This is a genomic window from Enterobacter sp. RIT418 (genome assembly GCF_003057745.1).
GTDB lineage: Bacteria > Pseudomonadota > Gammaproteobacteria > Enterobacterales > Enterobacteriaceae > Enterobacter.
The window spans coordinates 77,631-96,607 of the sequence record NZ_QBJD02000006.1 but is presented as its reverse complement, the minus strand read 5'-3'; the positions used below and the strand labels follow the sequence as shown (position 1 = coordinate 96,607).

At 57.6% G+C, this 18,977-nt stretch carries 16 protein-coding genes and 1 riboswitch; of the genes, 7 read left to right on the top strand and 9 right to left on the bottom strand.

Annotated elements, in window-relative coordinates:
* Positions 1-71: 71 nt before the first annotated feature.
* Both dnaG and rpsU read right to left on the bottom strand, forming a co-directional pair.
* On the bottom strand, positions 72-1,817 hold the full coding sequence (gene dnaG / locus DBY73_RS08825) for a DNA primase (RefSeq protein ID WP_112010797.1): 1,746 nt from the start codon (positions 1,815-1,817) through the stop codon (positions 72-74).
* 115 nt (positions 1,818-1,932) lie between these two features.
* Positions 1,933-2,148 (bottom strand): 30S ribosomal protein S21, encoded by a 216-nt coding sequence (gene rpsU, locus DBY73_RS08820; RefSeq protein WP_001144069.1) that lies wholly within the window; start codon positions 2,146-2,148, stop codon positions 1,933-1,935.
* Positions 2,149-2,385: 237 nt separating this feature from the next.
* Between rpsU and tsaD the strand changes: the two genes are divergently transcribed.
* The gene (gene tsaD, locus DBY73_RS08815; RefSeq protein ID WP_112010796.1) at positions 2,386-3,399 is read left to right on the top strand and encodes a tRNA (adenosine(37)-N6)-threonylcarbamoyltransferase complex transferase subunit TsaD; all 1,014 of its coding nucleotides are present in this window, start codon (positions 2,386-2,388) and stop codon (positions 3,397-3,399) included.
* Between the two features lies 1 nt (position 3,400).
* On the opposite strand, the gene plsY is transcribed toward tsaD, so the two are convergent.
* Entirely contained in the window at positions 3,401-4,027 is a 627-nt protein-coding gene (gene plsY / locus DBY73_RS08810) for a glycerol-3-phosphate 1-O-acyltransferase PlsY (RefSeq protein WP_006178600.1), read from the bottom strand.
* Positions 4,028-4,134: 107 nt separating this feature from the next.
* Between plsY and folB the strand changes: the two genes are divergently transcribed.
* Positions 4,135-4,503 (top strand): bifunctional dihydroneopterin aldolase/7,8-dihydroneopterin epimerase, encoded by a 369-nt coding sequence (gene folB, locus DBY73_RS08805; protein WP_112010795.1) that lies wholly within the window; start codon positions 4,135-4,137, stop codon positions 4,501-4,503.
* 104 nt (positions 4,504-4,607) lie between these two features.
* Positions 4,608-5,429 (top strand): undecaprenyl-diphosphate phosphatase, encoded by an 822-nt coding sequence (bacA, locus tag DBY73_RS08800; protein WP_112010794.1) that lies wholly within the window; start codon positions 4,608-4,610, stop codon positions 5,427-5,429.
* Between the two features lie 13 nt (positions 5,430-5,442).
* On the opposite strand, the gene DBY73_RS08795 is transcribed toward bacA, so the two are convergent.
* Positions 5,443-6,684 carry a multifunctional CCA addition/repair protein gene (locus DBY73_RS08795; protein WP_112010793.1) on the bottom strand — a complete coding sequence of 414 codons (1,242 nt, stop codon included), beginning with the start codon at positions 6,682-6,684 and terminating at the stop codon, positions 5,443-5,445.
* A 60-nt stretch (positions 6,685-6,744) separates the two neighbouring features.
* A complete protein-coding gene (locus tag DBY73_RS08790) occupies positions 6,745-7,365 on the bottom strand; it encodes a TIGR04211 family SH3 domain-containing protein (RefSeq protein ID WP_112010792.1) in 621 nt (206 codons plus the stop codon).
* Positions 7,366-7,602: 237 nt separating this feature from the next.
* Here DBY73_RS08790 and DBY73_RS08785 point away from each other — a divergent pair, with 237 nt between their 5' ends.
* From DBY73_RS08785 to hldE, 3 genes are read left to right on the top strand one after another with little or no spacing between them, the layout of a single operon-like run.
* Positions 7,603-8,904, top strand: coding sequence for an inorganic triphosphatase (locus tag DBY73_RS08785; RefSeq protein WP_112010791.1), 1,302 nt, complete (start codon positions 7,603-7,605; stop codon positions 8,902-8,904).
* 21 nt (positions 8,905-8,925) lie between these two features.
* Complete coding sequence (gene glnE / locus DBY73_RS08780; protein WP_112010790.1) at positions 8,926-11,781, top strand: bifunctional [glutamate--ammonia ligase]-adenylyl-L-tyrosine phosphorylase/[glutamate--ammonia-ligase] adenylyltransferase; 2,856 nt, start codon at positions 8,926-8,928, stop codon at positions 11,779-11,781.
* A gap of 40 nt (positions 11,782-11,821) precedes the next feature.
* A complete protein-coding gene (gene hldE, locus DBY73_RS08775; protein ID WP_112010789.1) occupies positions 11,822-13,252 on the top strand; it encodes a bifunctional D-glycero-beta-D-manno-heptose-7-phosphate kinase/D-glycero-beta-D-manno-heptose 1-phosphate adenylyltransferase HldE in 1,431 nt (476 codons plus the stop codon).
* 77 nt (positions 13,253-13,329) lie between these two features.
* Here hldE and ubiK read toward each other — a convergent pair whose 3' ends face one another.
* Positions 13,330-13,626, bottom strand: a complete 297-nt coding sequence (gene ubiK / locus DBY73_RS08770) for a ubiquinone biosynthesis accessory factor UbiK (RefSeq protein WP_112010788.1) — start codon at positions 13,624-13,626, stop codon at positions 13,330-13,332.
* A gap of 120 nt (positions 13,627-13,746) precedes the next feature.
* Positions 13,747-13,897, top strand: a riboswitch (FMN riboswitch).
* A 107-nt stretch (positions 13,898-14,004) separates the two neighbouring features.
* On the opposite strand from ubiK, the gene ribB reads away from it, so the two are divergent.
* The gene (ribB, locus tag DBY73_RS08765; RefSeq protein ID WP_112010787.1) at positions 14,005-14,658 is read left to right on the top strand and encodes a 3,4-dihydroxy-2-butanone-4-phosphate synthase; all 654 of its coding nucleotides are present in this window, start codon (positions 14,005-14,007) and stop codon (positions 14,656-14,658) included.
* A gap of 44 nt (positions 14,659-14,702) precedes the next feature.
* Here ribB and DBY73_RS08760 read toward each other — a convergent pair whose 3' ends face one another.
* From DBY73_RS08760 to DBY73_RS08750, 3 genes are read right to left on the bottom strand one after another with little or no spacing between them, the layout of a single operon-like run.
* Entirely contained in the window at positions 14,703-15,764 is a 1,062-nt protein-coding gene (locus DBY73_RS08760) for a type 1 fimbrial protein (RefSeq protein WP_112010786.1), read from the bottom strand.
* On the bottom strand, positions 15,748-16,509 hold the full coding sequence (locus tag DBY73_RS08755; RefSeq protein WP_112010785.1) for a molecular chaperone: 762 nt from the start codon (positions 16,507-16,509) through the stop codon (positions 15,748-15,750). Before DBY73_RS08755 ends, DBY73_RS08760 begins: the two co-directional genes overlap by 17 nt.
* Before the next feature lie 9 nt (positions 16,510-16,518).
* Positions 16,519-18,957, bottom strand: a complete 2,439-nt coding sequence (locus DBY73_RS08750; protein WP_112010784.1) for a fimbria/pilus outer membrane usher protein — start codon at positions 18,955-18,957, stop codon at positions 16,519-16,521.
* Between the last annotated feature and the right edge of the window lie 20 nt (positions 18,958-18,977).

Sequence of the window (18,977 nt, the reverse complement as noted above, 5' to 3'; positions counted from 1 at the left end):
CTCAGTGCGGCTGCCGGGGGCTTCCCGATCGATATTCGGCACTTAAGCCGTTAAATTCTTTTGTCTTTGACTTATTTTCTTGCCAGTTCCTGGTTAATCATCCAGAGTTCCCGGCGCTCTTCGCTGCTTAAACCGTGTGTGCGCTCGCGAGCTATCAACTCTTCCTGGCGCAGCTCAAGCATCGAATCAAACATATGGTTGAGTGAGTCGGTGAAGGTTTTTTCTGCGATATCCTTATCTGCTATATCGTCCCACATCGACAGTTTTTCAAGGGTTGCGGCCTCTTTTGTGCCGCGATAGTGCTCTAAAAGCTGTCCGGTCGTCAGGCCTGGCTGCGATAAACAGGTATTCACCAGCTCTGAAAACAGGCTCAGACCAGGCAGCTTTTCGTGGTTCAAACCCGCCAGCGAGGGCACTTGCGGCGCAAGTTCCGGGTTTTGTACCAATAATCCTATCAGTATACGCATGGTTGTGCGTTTTAGCTGTGGCGCGGGGCGAACCGCACCGTTTTCAGCCTGTTTAGGCATTAAACGTTCAAGCTGACTGTCATCGAGAATGCCGAGCTTGTTGCCTAGCTCCTGACGCAGATAGATGCGCAGCGTCTCTCCGGGAACCTGGCTGATTAACGGCAGCGCCAGCGTACTGAGCTGAGCGCGCCCGTCAGGAGTGCTCAAATCAACCTGCGGCATCAGGATGTTAAACAAAAACGTGGAGAGCGGCTGCGCCTGCTCCATCCGCGCTTCGAACGCCGCTTTGCCCTCTTTACGTACCAGCGTATCCGGGTCTTCACCATCGGGCAGGAACATAAAGCGCAGCTGACGTCCGTCGGTCATATACGGCAGCGCCGTTTCCAGCGCGCGCCAGGCGGCGTCGCGCCCCGCGCGGTCACCGTCGTAACAGCAGATGACGTTGTTCGTCACTCTGAACAGCAGCTGGATATGGTCGGCGGTCGTAGACGTGCCTAACGACGCAACCGCGTAGTTAATGTCGTACTGCGCCAGCGCGACGACGTCCATATAGCCTTCGACGACCAAAAGGCGCGGAGGTTCCGCATTATCCTGCTGAGCTTCATAAAGCCCGTAAAGCTGGCGGCCTTTATGGAAAATATCGGTTTCCGGGGAGTTGAGGTACTTCGGCATGCCGTCACCCAGCACGCGACCACCAAAACCAATCACCCGGCCACGCTTGTCGCGGATTGGGAACATCACCCGTTCGCGGAAGCGGTCGTAGCTTCGTCCCTGGTCGTTGGTGACCAGCATGCCCGCATCGATAAGCGATTTACGATCTTCGCTATTGCCGCCAAAACGCTTTAACACGTTGTCCCAGCCGGGAGGGGCGTAACCAATAGCGAAACGCGCAATCACATCGTCGCTCAGTCCGCGCTTTGTCAGATACTGACGCGCAGGCTCAGCAGCAGCGTGCTTAAGAGACTGTTGGTAAAACGAATTAAGACCGTCCATCAGCTGGTACAGCGTTTGCCGTTGATGGCGCTCGATCTGGCTTGGCCCACTGCCTGCTTCATACGGCACTTCGAGATTGTGCATCGCCGCCAGCTCTTCGACGGTCTCAACGAACTCGAGCTTGTCGTAGTTCATCAGGAAATCGACCGCGTTACCGTGGGCGCCACAGCCGAAGCAGTGGTAAAACTGTTTTTCACCGTTTACGGTGAAAGAGGGGGTTTTTTCGTTATGGAACGGACAGCACGCATGGTAGTTCTTGCCCTGCTTTTTTAGCTTTACCCGCGCGTCGATGAGATCGACGATATCGGTTCTGGCCAGCAGGTCATTGATAAATACGCGTGGGATTCTTCCGGCCATATGCCCCAAAAATTTAAGCGACTTATAAACGAAAACAAGCCGCGCATTCCTTCCGGAAGCACGGCCTTACGACTACTACTCTGTCTGTCAATTGAGAGCGCGTGCTCTCAACAGATTAGTACAGACGAGTACGGCGTGCGTTTTCGCGAGCCAGTTTCTTCGCGTGACGTTTCACTGCAGAAGCTTTAGCGCGCTTACGTTCGGTCGTTGGTTTTTCATAAAACTCACGACGACGAACTTCAGCCAGAACACCTGCTTTCTCGCATGAACGTTTGAAGCGACGCAGTGCTACGTCGAACGGCTCGTTTTCACGTACTTTAATTACCGGCATGTAACTCTCACCTTTAATAAATTCGGTTTGCCGCTGGCATCAGCGCCAGCTTATTTCAAAATGGTGCGGAATTTTACTGCAAATGCTGCTGCTTTGTAAAGCACCGATGCGATTTTGAAATGAGACTTTTATAAGGAGGAGGAGTATACACGAGCGGATGTCCTGGGGCGAACAAAGTTTTACATCAACCCGCATTGGCCCTACACTGCGCGGTATTGAAACGAGGTAAAACAAGTCATGCGTGTACTGGGTATTGAAACATCCTGCGATGAAACCGGCATCGCTATTTTTGACGATGAAAAAGGGCTTCTGGCCAACCAACTGTATAGTCAGGTGAAATTGCACGCTGACTACGGCGGCGTTGTGCCCGAGCTGGCCTCTCGTGACCACGTGCGTAAAACGGTTCCTCTGATCCAGGCGGCGCTGAAAGAGGCTGGATTAACGTCCAACGATATTGATGCGGTGGCCTATACCGCAGGGCCGGGCCTGGTCGGCGCGCTGCTGGTCGGCGCGACGGTGGGCCGCTCGCTGGCGTTCGCGTGGGATGTTCCCGCCATTCCTGTGCATCATATGGAAGGGCACCTTCTGGCCCCGATGCTGGAAGATAATCCGCCTGCGTTCCCGTTTGTGGCGCTGCTGGTTTCCGGCGGCCATACCCAGCTGATTAGCGTGACGGGCATTGGTAAGTACGAGCTGCTGGGCGAGTCGATTGACGACGCCGCGGGTGAAGCGTTCGACAAAACCGCCAAGCTGCTGGGGCTGGATTATCCCGGTGGGCCGATGCTGTCCAAAATGGCCTCTCAGGGGACGGCAGGGCGCTTCGTATTCCCGCGACCGATGACCGACCGCCCGGGGCTGGACTTCAGCTTCTCCGGCCTGAAAACCTTTGCCGCCAACACCATTCGTAATAATGACGATAGCGAGCAAACCCGAGCGGACATCGCTCGTGCGTTCGAAGATGCGGTGGTGGACACGCTGATGATCAAGTGCAAGCGCGCGCTGGATCAAACCGGCTTCAAACGTTTGGTAATGGCGGGCGGCGTGAGCGCTAACCGCACGCTGCGCGCGAAGCTTGCGGAGATGATGCAAAAGCGTCGTGGGGAAGTGTTCTACGCGCGTCCGGAATTTTGTACCGATAACGGGGCGATGATTGCCTATGCGGGCATGGTGCGTATGAACGCGGGAGCAACGGCAGACCTGAGCGTCTCCGTTCGTCCGCGCTGGCCGCTGGCGGAACTGCCGGAGGCGTAAATCAGGAGGAGCCGTTTTTCGGCTCTTTTTTCTTTCTCTTCAGCTTCGTCCAGATTTTGGTCTCCTGGCGGCGCCACAGCCGCTGAATATTATCGTGGTGGCGCAGCAGGATCAGGCAGGACAGCATCGACACCGGGAAGGTGAACTGAGGCTTAAACCACCAGACGTAAAACGGCGCGATCAGCGCGCTGACGATGGCGCCCAGCGAGGAGTAGCCGCTAAGAAGGATGGTGAGCAGCCAGGTGCCCGCCATCACGCCCGTCAAATCCCAGCCGATAGGGGCAATGGCGCCAAATGCCGTCGCGACGCCTTTTCCGCCTTTGAAACCGAAGAATACGGGCCAGATATGGCCGACGCAGGCGGCGATAGCAATCAGCCCGAGCCAGAACGGCGTGACGCCGAGCGCATAGGCACCCCAGACGGGAAGCATTCCTTTCAGCACATCGAAAATCAAAACCGCTACGGCTGCTCCCTTGCCGCCAATTCGTAATACGTTGGTCGCTCCCGGATTCCCGGAACCGCTTTCGCGCGGGTCAGGCAACCCGGCAATGCGGCAGACCAGAATGGCGCTGGAGATTGAGCCGCAAAGGTAGGCGAGGAGTATCATTCCAGGCGCGATTGCACTCATAACGCTGTTCCATTTTGAAAAGGTATCGGTATTCTCGGCATCTGTGGATAATACGCATAATTCGCCGGGAGTGGTATCCGGTTTAGCCAAAAAGCAGGCAGGTCGTGATGGATATTGTATTTATAGAGCAACTTTCGGTAATCGCCACCATTGGTGTTTACGACTGGGAACAGACCATTGAGCAGAAGCTGGTGTTCGATATCGAAATGGGCTGGGATAACCGCGCGTCAGCGAAAAGCGATGATGTGAAGGACTGTCTGAGCTATGCCGACATCAGCGAAGCGGTCGTCGGCCATGTGGAAGGGCAGCGTTTTGCGCTGGTTGAGCGCGTTGCGGAAGAGGTGGCCGAGCTGCTGCTGAACAAGTTTAACTCGCCGTGGGTGCGCATCAAGCTGAGCAAACCGGGAGCGGTGGCGCGCGCGGCCAACGTTGGGGTCATAATTGAGCGTGGCACAAATCTGAAAGGTAAGATTTAACGTCATAATTGCTAAACCATTTTCGGTTAAACAGGTCTTAACGCTGTATCTTTCACGGAAGCCGTTGTGGCGACCGTTTTTTATATCTTTTTAGGGGTTTATAGATGAGCGATATGCACTCGCTGCTGGTGGCGGCAATACTGGGTGTGGTCGAAGGATTGACGGAGTTTTTACCGGTTTCCAGTACGGGCCATATGATTATCGTTGGCCATCTGCTGGGCTTTGAGGGTGATACCGCAAAGACGTTTGAAGTGGTGATTCAGCTTGGTTCTATCCTGGCAGTTGTCGTGATGTTCTGGCGCCGTCTGTTTGGTTTGATTGGCATCCATTTTGGCCGTTTGCCGCAGCGTGAAGGGGAAGGCACGGGCCGCCTGACGCTGATCCACATCCTGCTCGGGATGATCCCGGCGGTGGTGCTGGGGCTGGTGTTCCACGACGTCATCAAATCGCTTTTCAACCCGATTAACGTTATGTACGCGCTGGTGGTCGGCGGTTTCCTGCTGATTGCGGCAGAGCTGCTAAAGCCGAAAACGCCGCGCGCGGAAGGGCTGGACGACATGACCTATCGTCAGGCCTTCATGATCGGCTGCTTCCAGTGTCTGGCGCTGTGGCCGGGCTTTTCTCGTTCGGGCGCAACGATTTCCGGCGGGATGCTGATGGGCGTGAGCCGCTACGCGGCGTCTGAGTTCTCGTTCCTGCTGGCGGTGCCGATGATGATGGGCGCGACCGTGCTGGACCTCTATAAGAGCTACCACTTCCTGACCGCAGGCGATATTCCGATGTTCGCGGTGGGCTTTATCACCGCCTTTATCGTGGCGCTGATTGCCATCAAAACCTTCCTGCAGCTGATTAAGCGGATCTCGTTCATTCCGTTCGCGATCTACCGCTTTATCGTCGCTGCCGCAGTGTACGTGGTCTTCTTCTGATAACCGATTGCCCTCAGTCCTTCGGCTGAGGGCAGCGCTGTTCCTTCCACGCGGCTACCGCATCAATTCGTCGCTTCGTCATCTCTTCCCGAATTTCTGGCCCTTTGAAACCCGCCTCCACCACGTCCTTCGTCGGCACCGCTTTGGCCACTTCCCATGCTTCGCGGAGCAGGCGCCCCTGCGGATAATCGCTGGCTTCAAACCCGGTGCGCCCGCGCACGTCGGCCTCGCTGGTCAGCGCGATTTGCTCCACGCGCTGCGGCTTGCGCCAGGCGTCGATGTTGTCGAACAGCCTGACGATGGTCGCCGGTTTCAGGATCGGGAAGGTGTGGATTAGATCGTGGAACTCGGCCACCAGCTTTGCCAGATCGCGGATCTCGTTCGGCACCCGCAGGCGCTGGCAAAGCCCTTCAACCAGCTTTACGCCCGCCGGGCCGTGGCCGTGGTGGCGCGGCCAGAATTCTTTCGGCGTTAAGCCTTTGCCGAGATCGTGACACAGAGTGGAAAAACGCACGTCGACGTCCGGGCTAAGCATGGCGGCCATGCTTAGCGTCATCAGCGTGTGAACGCCGGTGTCGATTTCGGGGTGCCACTTTGCCGGAGCGGGTACGCCAAACAGCGCGTCCACTTCCGGGAACAGCACCTTCAGCGCGCCGCAGTCGCGCAGCACCTGAAAGAAGACCTGCGGGTTGCGCGTAGTCAGCGCGTTTTCCGTCTCTTTCCACACGCGCTCCGGCGTCAGATGTTCCAGCTCGCCCGCGTCGGTCATGGCGGTCATCAGCGCCATCGTTTCGTCCGCGATGCGGAAGCTCAGGTGGGCGTAGCGGGCGGCAAAACGCGCCACGCGCAGCACGCGCAGCGGATCTTCGGAAAACGCGGGGGAGACGTGGCGCAGAATACGGTCGCGCAGATCGTTCTGCCCGCCGTAGGCGTCAATGATGTGGCCGTCCTCGTCCTGCGCCAGCGCGTTAACGGTGAGGTCGCGGCGCAGCAAATCCTGCTCCAGCGTGACGTCCGGCGCGGCATAGCAGGTAAAGCCGGTGTAGCCCGAGCCTGATTTACGCTCGGTGCGCGCCAGGGCGTACTCTTCGCGGCTTTGCGGATGAAGAAACACGGGAAAATCGCGGCCTACCTGCTGGTAGCCCGCGTTAAGCATCTCTTCTGGCGTGGCGCCGACCACGACCCAATCCTTATCTTTGACCGGCAGACCTAACAACGCATCACGAACCGCACCACCGACCAGATAACTCTTCACGCCTGATTCTCCCGTTTTCTCTTTTCCAGAATGATACGTAAGTCTGGCAGAGAAGACGAATTAGTTCATCCAGCGGTCTTTGCGCTTGCGGCTTGGGATCAGCATAGGCAGCACCAGACCCAGCACCAGGCCAACGCCCAGCACGCCGCCGCCGTACATGAACCACTGCATGATGATGGTGCGCTGTTTGTCGTCAAGCTGGAGATTGGCCGCGTTCACTTTCTTCTGCGCGACGATCAGCTCGTTCTTCAGCTTCTGGTTTTCTTCCTTCAGGCCGTTGATCACGCTGTCGCTCTGCGCCACCTTTTGCTGCATTTCTGCGGTGCGCTGGTTCCACGTGCCGTCAATGTTGTTCAGCTTATCGGTCAGGGTTTTCACCTGGTTTTCCAGATCCGGCACGCGGGTGCGCAGGCTAGGCACGTTGCTCAGCTCTTTCATGGGGATCCAGGAGGTGCGGCCGGTGCTGTCGCGAACCTGGCCGTAGTTGGTGTCCGCGTTGGTTTGTAACAGAGTCACTTCCTCGCCGGCGTTTACCGTGCCCACGAGGCGATAATTGTCTCCAGGGCCGCTGCGGACCCAGGTATTCAGTTCATCAGAAACGTAACGCTTCTCTTCAGCGTGGACCGTGGTTGCGGCGCTAAAAGCGAGGAAAGTCAGTCCAATCAGGCGTAATTTAAGCATATTAGTCGTTATTTTCATAAAAAGTGGAACGATAGTAGTGGCATCAGTGTCGCTACGCAAAGGATTCATCATCAATCGGAATCATCTGTGTCCTGATTTCCACTGCTTTAAACTTTTAAGTCCGTCAAAATGCGCATTGCGTGGCAATTTGTCGCAAAATACTATGTACTGACAAACAAATGGCGAGGAAGTTCGCCTTCATTGACGCGTCTGTGACGCACGCAAAAGTACAAGACTATGGCTCAAGAAATCGAATTAAAGTTTATCGTCGAACAAGACAGCGTGGACGCGCTGCGTCAGCATATCAATACGTTTTCCGGCGAACATCATGAACCGGTACAGCTCCTCAACATCTATTACGAAACGCCGGACAACTGGCTGCGCCGCCACGATATGGGGCTGCGCATCCGCGGCGCGAGCGGACGTTATGAGATGACGATGAAAATTGCCGGTCGCGTGGTCGGCGGTTTGCATCAGCGTCCGGAATACAATATCGACATCAGTAAGCCAGAACTTGAGCTGGAACGCTTCCCGGCAGAGGTTTGGCCTGAAGGTGAGCTGCCTTCAACGCTCGCGGAACAGGTGCAGCCGCTGTTCAGCACCGATTTCTGGCGCGAAAAATGGCAGGTAACGGAAGGAAAAAGCCGCATCGAAATTGCGCTGGACCAGGGCGAAGTCAAAGCGGGTGAAAGCCAGGAGCCGATCTGCGAGCTGGAGCTTGAGCTTCTGGAAGGCGATGTGAACGACGTGCTGAAGCTGGCGCGCCGCCTGGTGAGCCAGTCCGGCCTGCGTCAGGGCAGCCTGAGCAAAGCCGCTCGCGGCTATCATCTGGCCGCCGGGGATGCACCGCGCGCGCTGAAAGAGACGACCATTTTGCACGCTGCGCCGAAGGCCAGCGTTGAACAGGGCATGGAGGCGGCGCTCGAGCTGGCGCTTTCCCAGTGGCTGTATCATGAAGAGCTGTGGGCGCGTAACGTGAAAAACGCGAAGACCCACGTGCTGGCGGCAATGGGGCTGGTCCGCCATACCCTGATGCTGTTCGGCGGCATCGTTCCTCGCAAAGCGAGTGCTCACTTACGTGACCTGCTGACGCAAACCGAAGCGCTGCTGCTCTCCGATGTTTCCGCCCAAACGGCGATTTATAGCGCACAAGGCGCGGCGGCAAAGCTGGCGTTGACCGAGTTCCTGGTTACCCGCGGCTGGCGCCCGTTCCTGGACGCGAAGGCGCAGGCCAAAATCAGCGAATCGTTCAAGCGCTTCGCGGATATCCATCTGTCTCGCCATGCGGCCGAGCTGAAAACGACCTTTGCGCACCCGCTGGGCGACCAGTATGGCGATCAGCTCCCTCGCCTGGCGCGCAATATCGACAGTATGCTGCTGCTGTCCGGGGCGTATGACGGCGCCGGGGCGCAGGCCTGGATCGAGAACTGGCAGGGGCTAAAGCACGCCATCGAAACTCGCCAGCACATTGAAATTGAGCATTTCCGAAACGAGGCTATTTCGCAGGAGCCGTTCTGGCTGCACAGCGGAAAACGTTAACTCTGGCAAGGAACCCCAAACATGCCGCTCTCTTCACAGCTACAGCAGCAGTGGCAGACCGTCTGCGAACGTCTGCCTGAATCTTTACCGGCGTCATCCCTGAGTGAGCAGGCTAAGTGTGTGCTCACTTTTAGTGATTTTGTGCAGGAAAGCGTAACGGCGAATCCTGGCTGGCTGACGGAGCTGGAAAGCGCGCCGCCGCGGGCCGACGAGTGGAGGCATTACGACAGCTGGCTGCAGGCCGCGCTGGCGGACGTGTCCGACGAAGCCGCGCTGATGCGCGCGCTGCGCCAGTTTCGCCGCCGGATCATGGTGCGCATCGCGTGGGCGCAGTCGCTGGCGCTGGTGGACGAAGAGAGCACGCTGCAGCAGCTGAGCGCGCTGGCGCAAACGCTGATTATTGCCGCGCGAGACTGGCTGTACGCCGCCTGCTGTCGCGAGTGGGGAACGCCGTGCAGCGAAGACGGGGTTCCGCAGCCGCTGCTGATTCTGGGAATGGGGAAGCTGGGGGGCTGCGAGCTTAACTTCTCTTCCGATATCGATCTGATTTTTGCCTGGCCGGAGAAGGGCTCTACGCGCGGCGGTCGTCGCGAGCTGGACAATGCCCAGTTCTTTACCCGCCTCGGCCAGCGCCTGATTAAAGCCCTGGACCAGCCGACGCAGGACGGCTTCGTCTATCGCGTGGATATGCGTCTGCGTCCGTTTGGCGATAGCGGCCCGCTGGTGCTGAGCTTTGCGGCGCTGGAGGACTACTATCAGGAGCAGGGTCGCGACTGGGAGCGTTACGCGATGGTCAAAGCGCGGATCATGGGCGACAGCGACGATGCCTACGCCAACGAACTGCGCGCCATGCTGCGCCCGTTCGTGTTCCGCCGCTACATCGACTTTAGCGTCATCCAGTCCCTGCGAAACATGAAAGGAATGATCGCCCGCGAGGTGCGCCGCCGAGGACTGAAGGACAACATCAAGCTCGGCGCGGGCGGCATCCGCGAAATTGAATTTATCGTTCAGGTTTTCCAGCTGATCCGCGGCGGACGCGAGCCGTCTCTGCAGTCCCGCTCGCTGCTGCCGACGCTGGCGGCCATTGAACAGCTGCACCTGCTGCCGGAAGGCGACGCGGCAACGCTTCGCGAGGCCTACCTGTTCCTGCGCCGTCTGGAAAACCTGCTGCAAAGCATTAACGACGAGCAAACGCAAACCCTGCCGGGCGACGATCTTAACCGGGCGCGCCTGGCCTGGGGCATGCGCGTGGACGATTGGGCGGCGTTGACCGAAAAGCTGGATGCCAATATGGCGGGCGTGCGACGCATCTTTAACGACCTGATCGGCGACGATGAAAGCGAGTCTCAGGAGGATGCGCTCTCCGAGCACTGGCGCGAGCTGTGGCAGGATGCGCTCCAGGAAGATGACACCACGCCGGTTCTGGCGCACTTGAGCGATGACGATCGTCACCGCGTGGTGGCGCTGATTGCCGATTTCCGGCTTGAGCTGAACAAGCGCGCCATTGGTCCGCGCGGACGGCAGGTGCTCGATCACCTGATGCCGCACCTGCTGAGCGACGTATGCTCGCGGGAGGACGCGCCGATACCGCTGTCGCGCATGATGCCGCTGCTGAGCGGCATCATCACCCGTACCACCTATCTCGAGCTGCTAAGCGAGTTTCCGGGCGCGCTCAAGCACCTGATTACGCTCTGCGCGGCCTCGCCGATGGTGGCGAACAAGCTGGCGCGCTACCCGCTGCTGCTGGATGAGCTGCTCGACCCGAATACCCTGTATCAGCCGACGGCGACCGACGCCTACCGCGACGAGCTGCGCCAGTATCTGCTGCGCGTGCCGGAAGAGGATGAAGAGCAGCAGCTGGAGGCGCTGCGCCAGTTTAAGCAGGCGCAGATGCTGCGCGTGGCGGCGGCGGATATCGCCGGCACGCTGCCGGTGATGAAGGTCAGCGATCACTTAACCTGGCTGGCGGAAGCGATGATTGATGCGGTGGTGCATCAGGCATGGATCCAGATGGTGGCGCGCTACGGCCAGCCGAAACACCTCGCTGACCGCGAAGGCCGCGGCTTCGCGGTGGTGGGCTACGGCAAGCTCGGCGGCTGGGAGCTGGGCTACAGCTCCGATCTGGACCTAATCTTCCTGCACGACTGCCCGATGGACGTGATGACCGACGGCGAGCGGGAAATCGACGGGCGTCAGTTCTACCTGCGCCTGGCGCAGCGCATTATGCACCTGTTCAGCACCCGCACCTCGTCGGGCATTTTGTACGAAGTGGATGCGCGCCTGCGCCCGTCCGGCGCGGCGGGGATGCTGGTAACGTCGACGGAGTCGTTCGCGGATTATCAGAAGAATGAGGCCTGGACGTGGGAGCATCAGGCGCTGGTGCGCGCCCGCGTGGTGTACGGCGACCCGCAGCTGAAAACGCAGTTTGATGCCATTCGCAAGGAGGTGATGATGACCCCGCGCGACGGCAGTACGCTGCAAACCGATGTGCGCGAGATGCGCGAAAAAATGCGCGCGCACCTCGGCAATAAGCATCGCGATCGCTTTGATATTAAGGCCGACGAGGGCGGCATCACGGACATTGAGTTTATTACCCAGTATCTGGTGCTGCGCCACGCCCACGACAGGCCGAAGCTGACGCGGTGGTCGGACAATGTGCGCATTCTGGAACTGCTGGCGCAAAACGACATTATGGACGAGCAGGAGGCGCAGGCCTTAACCCGCGCCTACACCACGCTGCGCGATGAACTTCATCACCTGGCGTTGCAGGAGCAGCCGGGACATGTCGCGCTGGATTGTTTTGCCGCAGAGCGCACCCAGGTGACGGCAAGCTGGCAGAAATGGCTGGTGGAGCCGTGCGTAACAAATCAAGTGTGATATTATCGCGCGCAAATTGTGAATCTTTCTGGAGTCAGGAATGAAAGTAACACTGCCAGAGTTTGAACGTGCTGGAGTAATGGTTGTCGGGGATGTGATGCTGGATCGCTACTGGTATGGGCCAACCAGCCGTATCTCTCCGGAAGCCCCCGTCCCGGTGGTGAAGGTCAATACCATTGAAGAGCGCCCGGGCGGCGCGGCAAACGTGGCGATGAACATTGCTTCGCTGGGCGCGAGCTCGCGTCTGGTGGGCTTAACCGGCATCGACGATGCGGCGCGCGCGCTGAGCAAGGCCCTGGCGGACGTAAACGTAAAGTGTGATTTCGTCTCCGTTCCGACTCACCCAACCATCACCAAGCTGCGCGTATTGTCACGCAACCAGCAGCTGATCCGCCTCGACTTTGAAGAAGGGTTTGAGGGCGTCGATCCCGAGCCGATGCACGAGCGCATCAACCAGGCGCTGGGCAATATCGGCGCGCTGGTGCTGTCTGACTATGCGAAAGGCGCGCTGGCCAGCGTGCAGCAGATGATCCAGCTGGCGCGTAAAGCCAACGTGCCTGTATTGATCGACCCGAAAGGCACCGATTTTGAGCGCTATCGCGGCGCGACGCTGCTGACGCCAAACCTCTCTGAGTTTGAAGCGGTGGCCGGCAAGTGCAAAACCGAAGAAGAGCTGGTTGAGCGCGGCATGAAAATCATCGCTGATTTTGAGCTTTCCGCACTGCTGGTCACCCGTTCAGAGCAGGGAATGACGCTGCTGCAGCCGGGCAAAGCGCCGCTGCATATGCCAACCCAGGCGCAGGAAGTGTACGACGTGACCGGTGCTGGGGACACGGTTATTGGCGTGCTGGCGGCTACGCTTGCGGCGGGCAACTCTCTGGAAGAGGCGTGCTACTTCGCGAACGCGGCCGCGGGCGTTGTGGTGGGCAAACTGGGGACTTCCACCGTTTCACCTATCGAACTGGAAAACGCGGTGCGCGGTCGCGCTGAGACCGGGTTTGGCGTGATGAGCGAGGACGAGCTGAAGGCCGCCGTTGCCGCCGCGCGTAAACGCGGTGAGAAAGTGGTGATGACCAACGGCGTGTTCGACATCCTGCACGCGGGCCACGTCTCGTATCTGGCGAACGCGCGCAAGCTGGGCGATCGCCTGATCGTGGCGGTCAACAGCGATGCCTCGACAAAACGGCTGAAAGGCGAAACGCGTCCGGTGAACCCGCTGGAGCAGCGCATGATTGTGCTCGGCGCGCTGGAAGCGGTGGACTGGGTGGTGTCGTTTGAAGAAGATACTCCGCAGCGCCTGATCGCCGGTATTCTCCCGGACCTGCTGGTGAAAGGCGGCGATTACAAGCCGGAACAGATCGCGGGCAGCGAAGAGGTGTGGGCCAACGGCGGCGAGGTGATGGTGCTCAACTTTGAGGACGGGTGTTCAACCACCAACATCATCAGGAAGATCCAGAAAGACAGTCAGTAAAAAACGGGCCGAATGGCCCGTTCGTTTTTCACCCTCTCCCTGTGGGAGAGGGTTGGGGTGAGGGCAAAAGGCCGCACTTATGGTTGGTCGTCCACCGGTGGAATAGCCGGAGCCGGCTTCACCTCTTCCGGCGCATTGCGGTTTTCCAGCTCGCTCAAACGCTGTTCCAGCAGCGCCAGCTTCTCGCGGGTGCGCAGGAGCACCTGCGTTTGCACGTCAAACTCTTCGCGGCTGACTAAATCAAGGCGAACCAACTGCGCCTGCAGCGTCTGGCGGATTTTCTTTTCTACGTCATCACCAAATTCACGAATGCCTTTTGGCATGGATTCATGAACCTGACGCGCAATTTGCTCAATTTTCTTCGGGTCAATCATAATGGCTTCCCTTGATAAGTCGGTGTTGATGACATTGTAGCGCGTCGTGACCCAGGATAAAGCAGAATTGTTTGAAGCTTATGCATTGCCCAGGATAATCAATAGCGTTATAGTTATCTCGCTTATTCTCAGGGCGGGGCGAAATTCCCCACCGGCGGTAAATCAGCGTCATGCTGAAAGCCCGCGAGCGCTTTGAATGAAAATTCAAAGGTCAGCAGATCCGGTGTAATTCCGGGGCCGACGGTTAGAGTCCGGATGGGAGAGAGTAACGATCCAGTCGGGCATGGGCCCGCTCACGTTATCTTTTTGCCGCTTATACGGCGCTCCTAAGACTGCCCTGATTCTGGTAACCATAATGTTAATGAGGTTTTTTTTACCATGAATCAGACGCTACTTTCCTCTTTTGGTACTTCAACTCAACGTGTTGAACAGGCACTGGATGCGCTGCGCGAAGGCCGCGGTGTGATGGTGCTTGACGATGAAAACCGTGAAAACGAAGGCGACATGATTTTCGCCGCCGAAAACATGACCGTTGAACAGATGGCGCTGACCATCCGTCACGGCAGCGGCATCGTATGCCTGTGTATTAATGAAGACCGCCGCAAGCAGCTCGATCTGCCAATGATGGTTGAAAACAACACCAGCGCCTTTGGCACCGGTTTTACCGTGACCATCGAAGCGGCGCACGGCGTGACCACCGGCGTTTCCGCGGCTGACCGCCTGACCACGGTGCGAGCCGCGATTGCCGACGGTGCGAAACCTTCAGACCTGCATCGTCCCGGCCACGTTTTCCCTCTGCGCGCGCAGGCGGGCGGCGTGTTAACGCGTGGCGGCCACACGGAAGCAACCATCGATCTGGTCACCCTCGCAGGCTTCAAGCCTGCAGGCGTTCTGTGTGAACTGACCAACGATGACGGCACCATGGCGCGCGCGCCGGAGTGCATCACCTTTGCCCGTCTGCACAATATGCCGGTGGTGACGATTGAAGACCTGGTGGAATATCGCCAGACGCACGAGCGTAAAGCCAGCTGACATTGCTGATGTGAAAAAGCCGGGGAAACCCGGCTTTTTTGTCTCTAGTGATAGTTGATTTTAAACAGCACGACGGTTTCAAACGGTCCAGACTGGATAGCCTTTCCGGCGACGGGGGAGAGCTCTGCCGTGTACTCCTGCGAGAACTGCAAGGTGCTACCCGTAAAGTCCGCGTATTCTTTATACTGGTTAAAGGTGTAGGGCGCAGTGCCGTTAAGTATTCTCAGCTTGAGGCCGTTTCCGATAAGCAGGGCCGTGTCATTTTCGTCAAGTTTTTGCGTGGTGTAGAAAGACGAGTCCATCTTAAAACCGTCAGAGCACTGCGCGTCCTGCACTTTAGTCGTCTTCACGGTAAACGTTCGGTTGCGGGTTTTCTGGAGCGTAATGTCTCTCGCGCTAAAGGTGCCGAAGTCGATCGCCTGGTTCTCAGGATAAATGCTGAAGGTTGCGCCGCAGTCAAGAACCGTAATGTTGTTGAGGCCATTGAGGTGATACTTAAGGTTCTGCGCATCGGCCATCTGGTTCACGCCGCCTTTTCCGTCAAACTGGACAACAACGTAATCGCTCAGGGTGCTCACGTAGCCGTGCGGCGGCATCGCTTTGATTTTGACGTATAAACGAAAGCGGACGCCAAACGTTCGCGACGTGTGAATGTCATCCGCGTTGCCTGAACAAAGGCGGTTTTCCCATCCCATTTGCTTTAGCTGCTCGGGCGTATATATCGTGATCTTGTTGTTATCCAGGCACTGGCGCGTATCGACACCGTTAGGTTGGCCGGTGGCGTCATAGTCGATGCCTTCATAGGTTACGCCCAGATCGTAATAAGGATCGGTTGCTGAGGGATAGGGATTCACCCACGCGTAAACGTCTTCTTTTTCAAAGCTTCCGGCCACATCGTGATCGCAGGTCACGATAATTTTTATATCGTTAGATTCCCAGATTTTTTCACCAACCTTTGCATTGCTGGGGATGGCAAAGGGAGAGACGGTTTGCGTTTGCTCGACGGGCCCGCCGGAGGGCCCCATATAGCAGTTCAGCGCCAGCGCTTCCTTCAGCGGCAGCGCGCAAAATATAATTAAGATGAATAAGTTACTGCGCTTTGCCATCTTGCTTACCTCTGCTTGCGCGTAGCTGGCATGTGGCCGTACCGGAACAGCGGACATCCACTTTTTTCAGCGCGCCATAGTCATCGATATAGCCGATGCTGTAGTCGTCTCCGTGATAGCCCGCGGTCGGCGCTGTGGCGGTGGCAAAAGGGGCAATCATCAGGCTGTCGAAGCCGGGAAGCATCGTTTTACCATCTTTGCTTAGCCAGGCGAGCGTGATGTAGTAAGGCGTGGGGTTGTGGATCGTCAGGCCTTTCGCGTTCGGTGCGATCTCCATTTTAAGCTCCGTATCATCGCCCGCTTTTTTAGCGATGCCGGTAGGGCGCCAGAACAGTTTGATGCGGCTTTGCATGGCGACCTGCATGATGCTTCGCTCTTCGCCAGCGGCGGTGCTTTTAGGCGGCACTTCCCGGAGGTTGAAATAGAAAAGCGACTCCCGGTCTTTCGGCAGCTGGCTGGCCGCCGTTTGCTTTACGATCCTCACCTGCGTGGACGCGCCTGGCTCAACGCGCTGTAAGGGCGGTAGCGCCATAAAGTGGCTATCGTCTTTTTTCCCCTGATCGTTCTCGACCCAGGAGAGCGCAAGATAGGGCAGGGATTTGCTTTGGTTATCGATGCGCAGGCTGCTGGCCTTATCTTTTTCAGGAAAGACAATGCGCGTGCGATCGAGGTTGATCGCCGCCTGCGCGGCAAAAGTGGTGCTGAGTAATAACAGGCTCAGGCATTTCAGTGTATTCAGTTTCATCATTGTTTCTTACTTACAGGGCAGTATGAGCTGCATACTGCTGTCCAGACGCGCAGGCAAGGAGAAGCGACATTGATTCTCAGCCCCCCACGTCACCTTAAATTGTTGCTCAGGCCGCACGGCGCCAAGCCAGATGTGACCCTCTTCTGCCACCATGCCGACCTGCTGCCCGTTCTCCTCAAGCGTGACCAGAGCGCCAAGAGGCGGCATGCCGCTGGTGGTGCGCAGAACGCCGAGAATATCTTTCCCCTCGCGCGAGGTGATCTGCCGGTAACCTATCGCGCCTTCTGTCCAGGTCGATGTCACCACCCGGTTATCCACATCAACGCCCTCCGGCAGATTATTCATGTTCACCTGCACGCTGGACGGCGCGTAGCTGGAGAAGGACGGCAGAACGCCGATGCCATACGAATTGGTGCGATCGCGGGAGGCGTTCAGCGGGATATCGGCGATGCCGTCGGTGCTGACCATCACGCGGGGCTCGTTACCGTAGCTTCGACGATGGAACGCCGCGCCGTTGAGCGTGGAGGTAAACGAGCCGTTCCAGCTTGCGCTGAGTGAAGTGTATTCATTGGCCTTATGGCTACCCGAGACGTTCAGGTCGCCAAGCGACGAGTAGTGCTGATAGTTGCCGCTGACCTGGGCCCCCGCATCGCTTTTCTCGCTTTCCGTTCCTGCCGAGACGCCCCACGTGTTATCCACATCTGTAGAGTCATACCAGGAGACGTTTTGGCTCAGCGTGCTGCTGTTTCGCAGGTCATAGTTCAGGCGGTGATCGCTATCCAGCGGAACGCTCAGCGAGAGGTAGAACTGAGTATCGTCCCGCTCGTCTTCATAATGCGTTTTGCTAAACGAGGCCGTGATCCCAAGATTTTTCCACCGCCCAAGATCGACGTTATAGCCTGCCGTGATGCTTCCGGTGGTTGAGGGGGCCTGGTCCCACCACGTCTGACGCAGCAGGCTGACGTACAGATTCAGCGACAGCGGCGCAATGAACTGGCTGGCGGTCACGCTCAGCGTCTGCTTTTCCGTTTCCCGAGCGTCGTTGTCATCATCCAGGAAGCGGGAGTAGCTGAGAAATTGGTTGTCCGAATAGCGATAGCTCGCCAGCGTAATCTGGCTGTTGGTGGAATCAAACCGCTTGCTGTAGTTGACGCGGTAGCTATAGCCCGTTTGCGGGTCCTGATGGGAAAGCTGGCTGGTCGCCTGGGTGACGTCAAAGGAAATGGCGCCGAGCACGGACAGGTTTTGCCCGAGGCCGAGCGCAGCTGAGCGATAGCGATCGCCATCGGCAAGCGTGCCGCCGTACAGCGAGGTTTGAGACAGCATGCCCCAGGAGAACTCTCCGCTCGCAAAGGCATTTCCTTCCAGCGCGTGAGACGTATCCTGGCGGGCTTTCCCGACGGCAAGTTTATAACGCATTTGACCCTGGCGCGTCAGGAACGGGACGGAGGCGGCGGAAACCTGAAAGGCGCTTACCCGGCCGTCCTCTTCGGTGATTTTGACGTCAAGCATCCCCTGCACGGACTGGTTCAGATCCTGGATAACAAACGGGCCCGGCGGCACTTTTGTTTGATAAATCACGCGATCGGCCAGGCTAACGGTGACGGTAGCGTTCGTCTGCGCAATGCCAGAAATCTGTGGCGCGTAGCCGCGAAGCGACCACGGAAGCATGCGTTCATCGCTCACAAGCGATGCGCCCGTATAGGTAAACGACTCAAAAATAGAGGATTGCAGGTCGCTCTCGCCAAGCGTTAGCCTGGCACCCGCTGAGGGAAGCGCGCGAAACAGATAAACGCGGGAAAAACGACCGCTGTGGTCCGCGCCTTCGTCGGTGCGGGTTTGCGAATACTGGTAATCACTGCGCAAGCGCCACGCGCCGAGATTAGCGCCAGCCGTACCGTAGGTGTTGATATTGTTGCTGTCGCTGCCTTCTTCCGGCTGATAGCGGCTGGCGAACAGGTTGTAGTCCAGCAGCACGCCGGACACGCCGTTGTCCCAGGTTGAGGGCGGCATCCAGTCCGCCTGACTGTACAGCAGCCACGCCTGCGGGATCGTTATCTTGAGCGTCTGGCTGGATTGCTCAAAGTTGAGCGTGATGTCCGGCAGGGGGGTAAGATTGACACAGCCCTTTTCCTCGACGAGCATACGGCGGTATTTTTCCTGCAAACCAAACGTATCGGCTAGCTCAGGAGGGATGCAGGCGTCGACCGCATCGTCTTTTTTTTGCCAGGTCAGCTGCCAGCCGTTTTGCATAACGTGGTCGTTTATCGATACGTTAACAAAATAGCTGCCGGGGGCGATGGTGGATTTGTCTTTAAATAACGTCAGATCGACACCGTTGCGCATATCCCGATCGATAGCATCGATGTTAAACTCTGTAGCGAATGAAACTTTTGCCGTTAACAGGGATGAAAAGAAAATAACCACATATGTATATTTTTTCATTATCCCGTTACTCAAAAAAA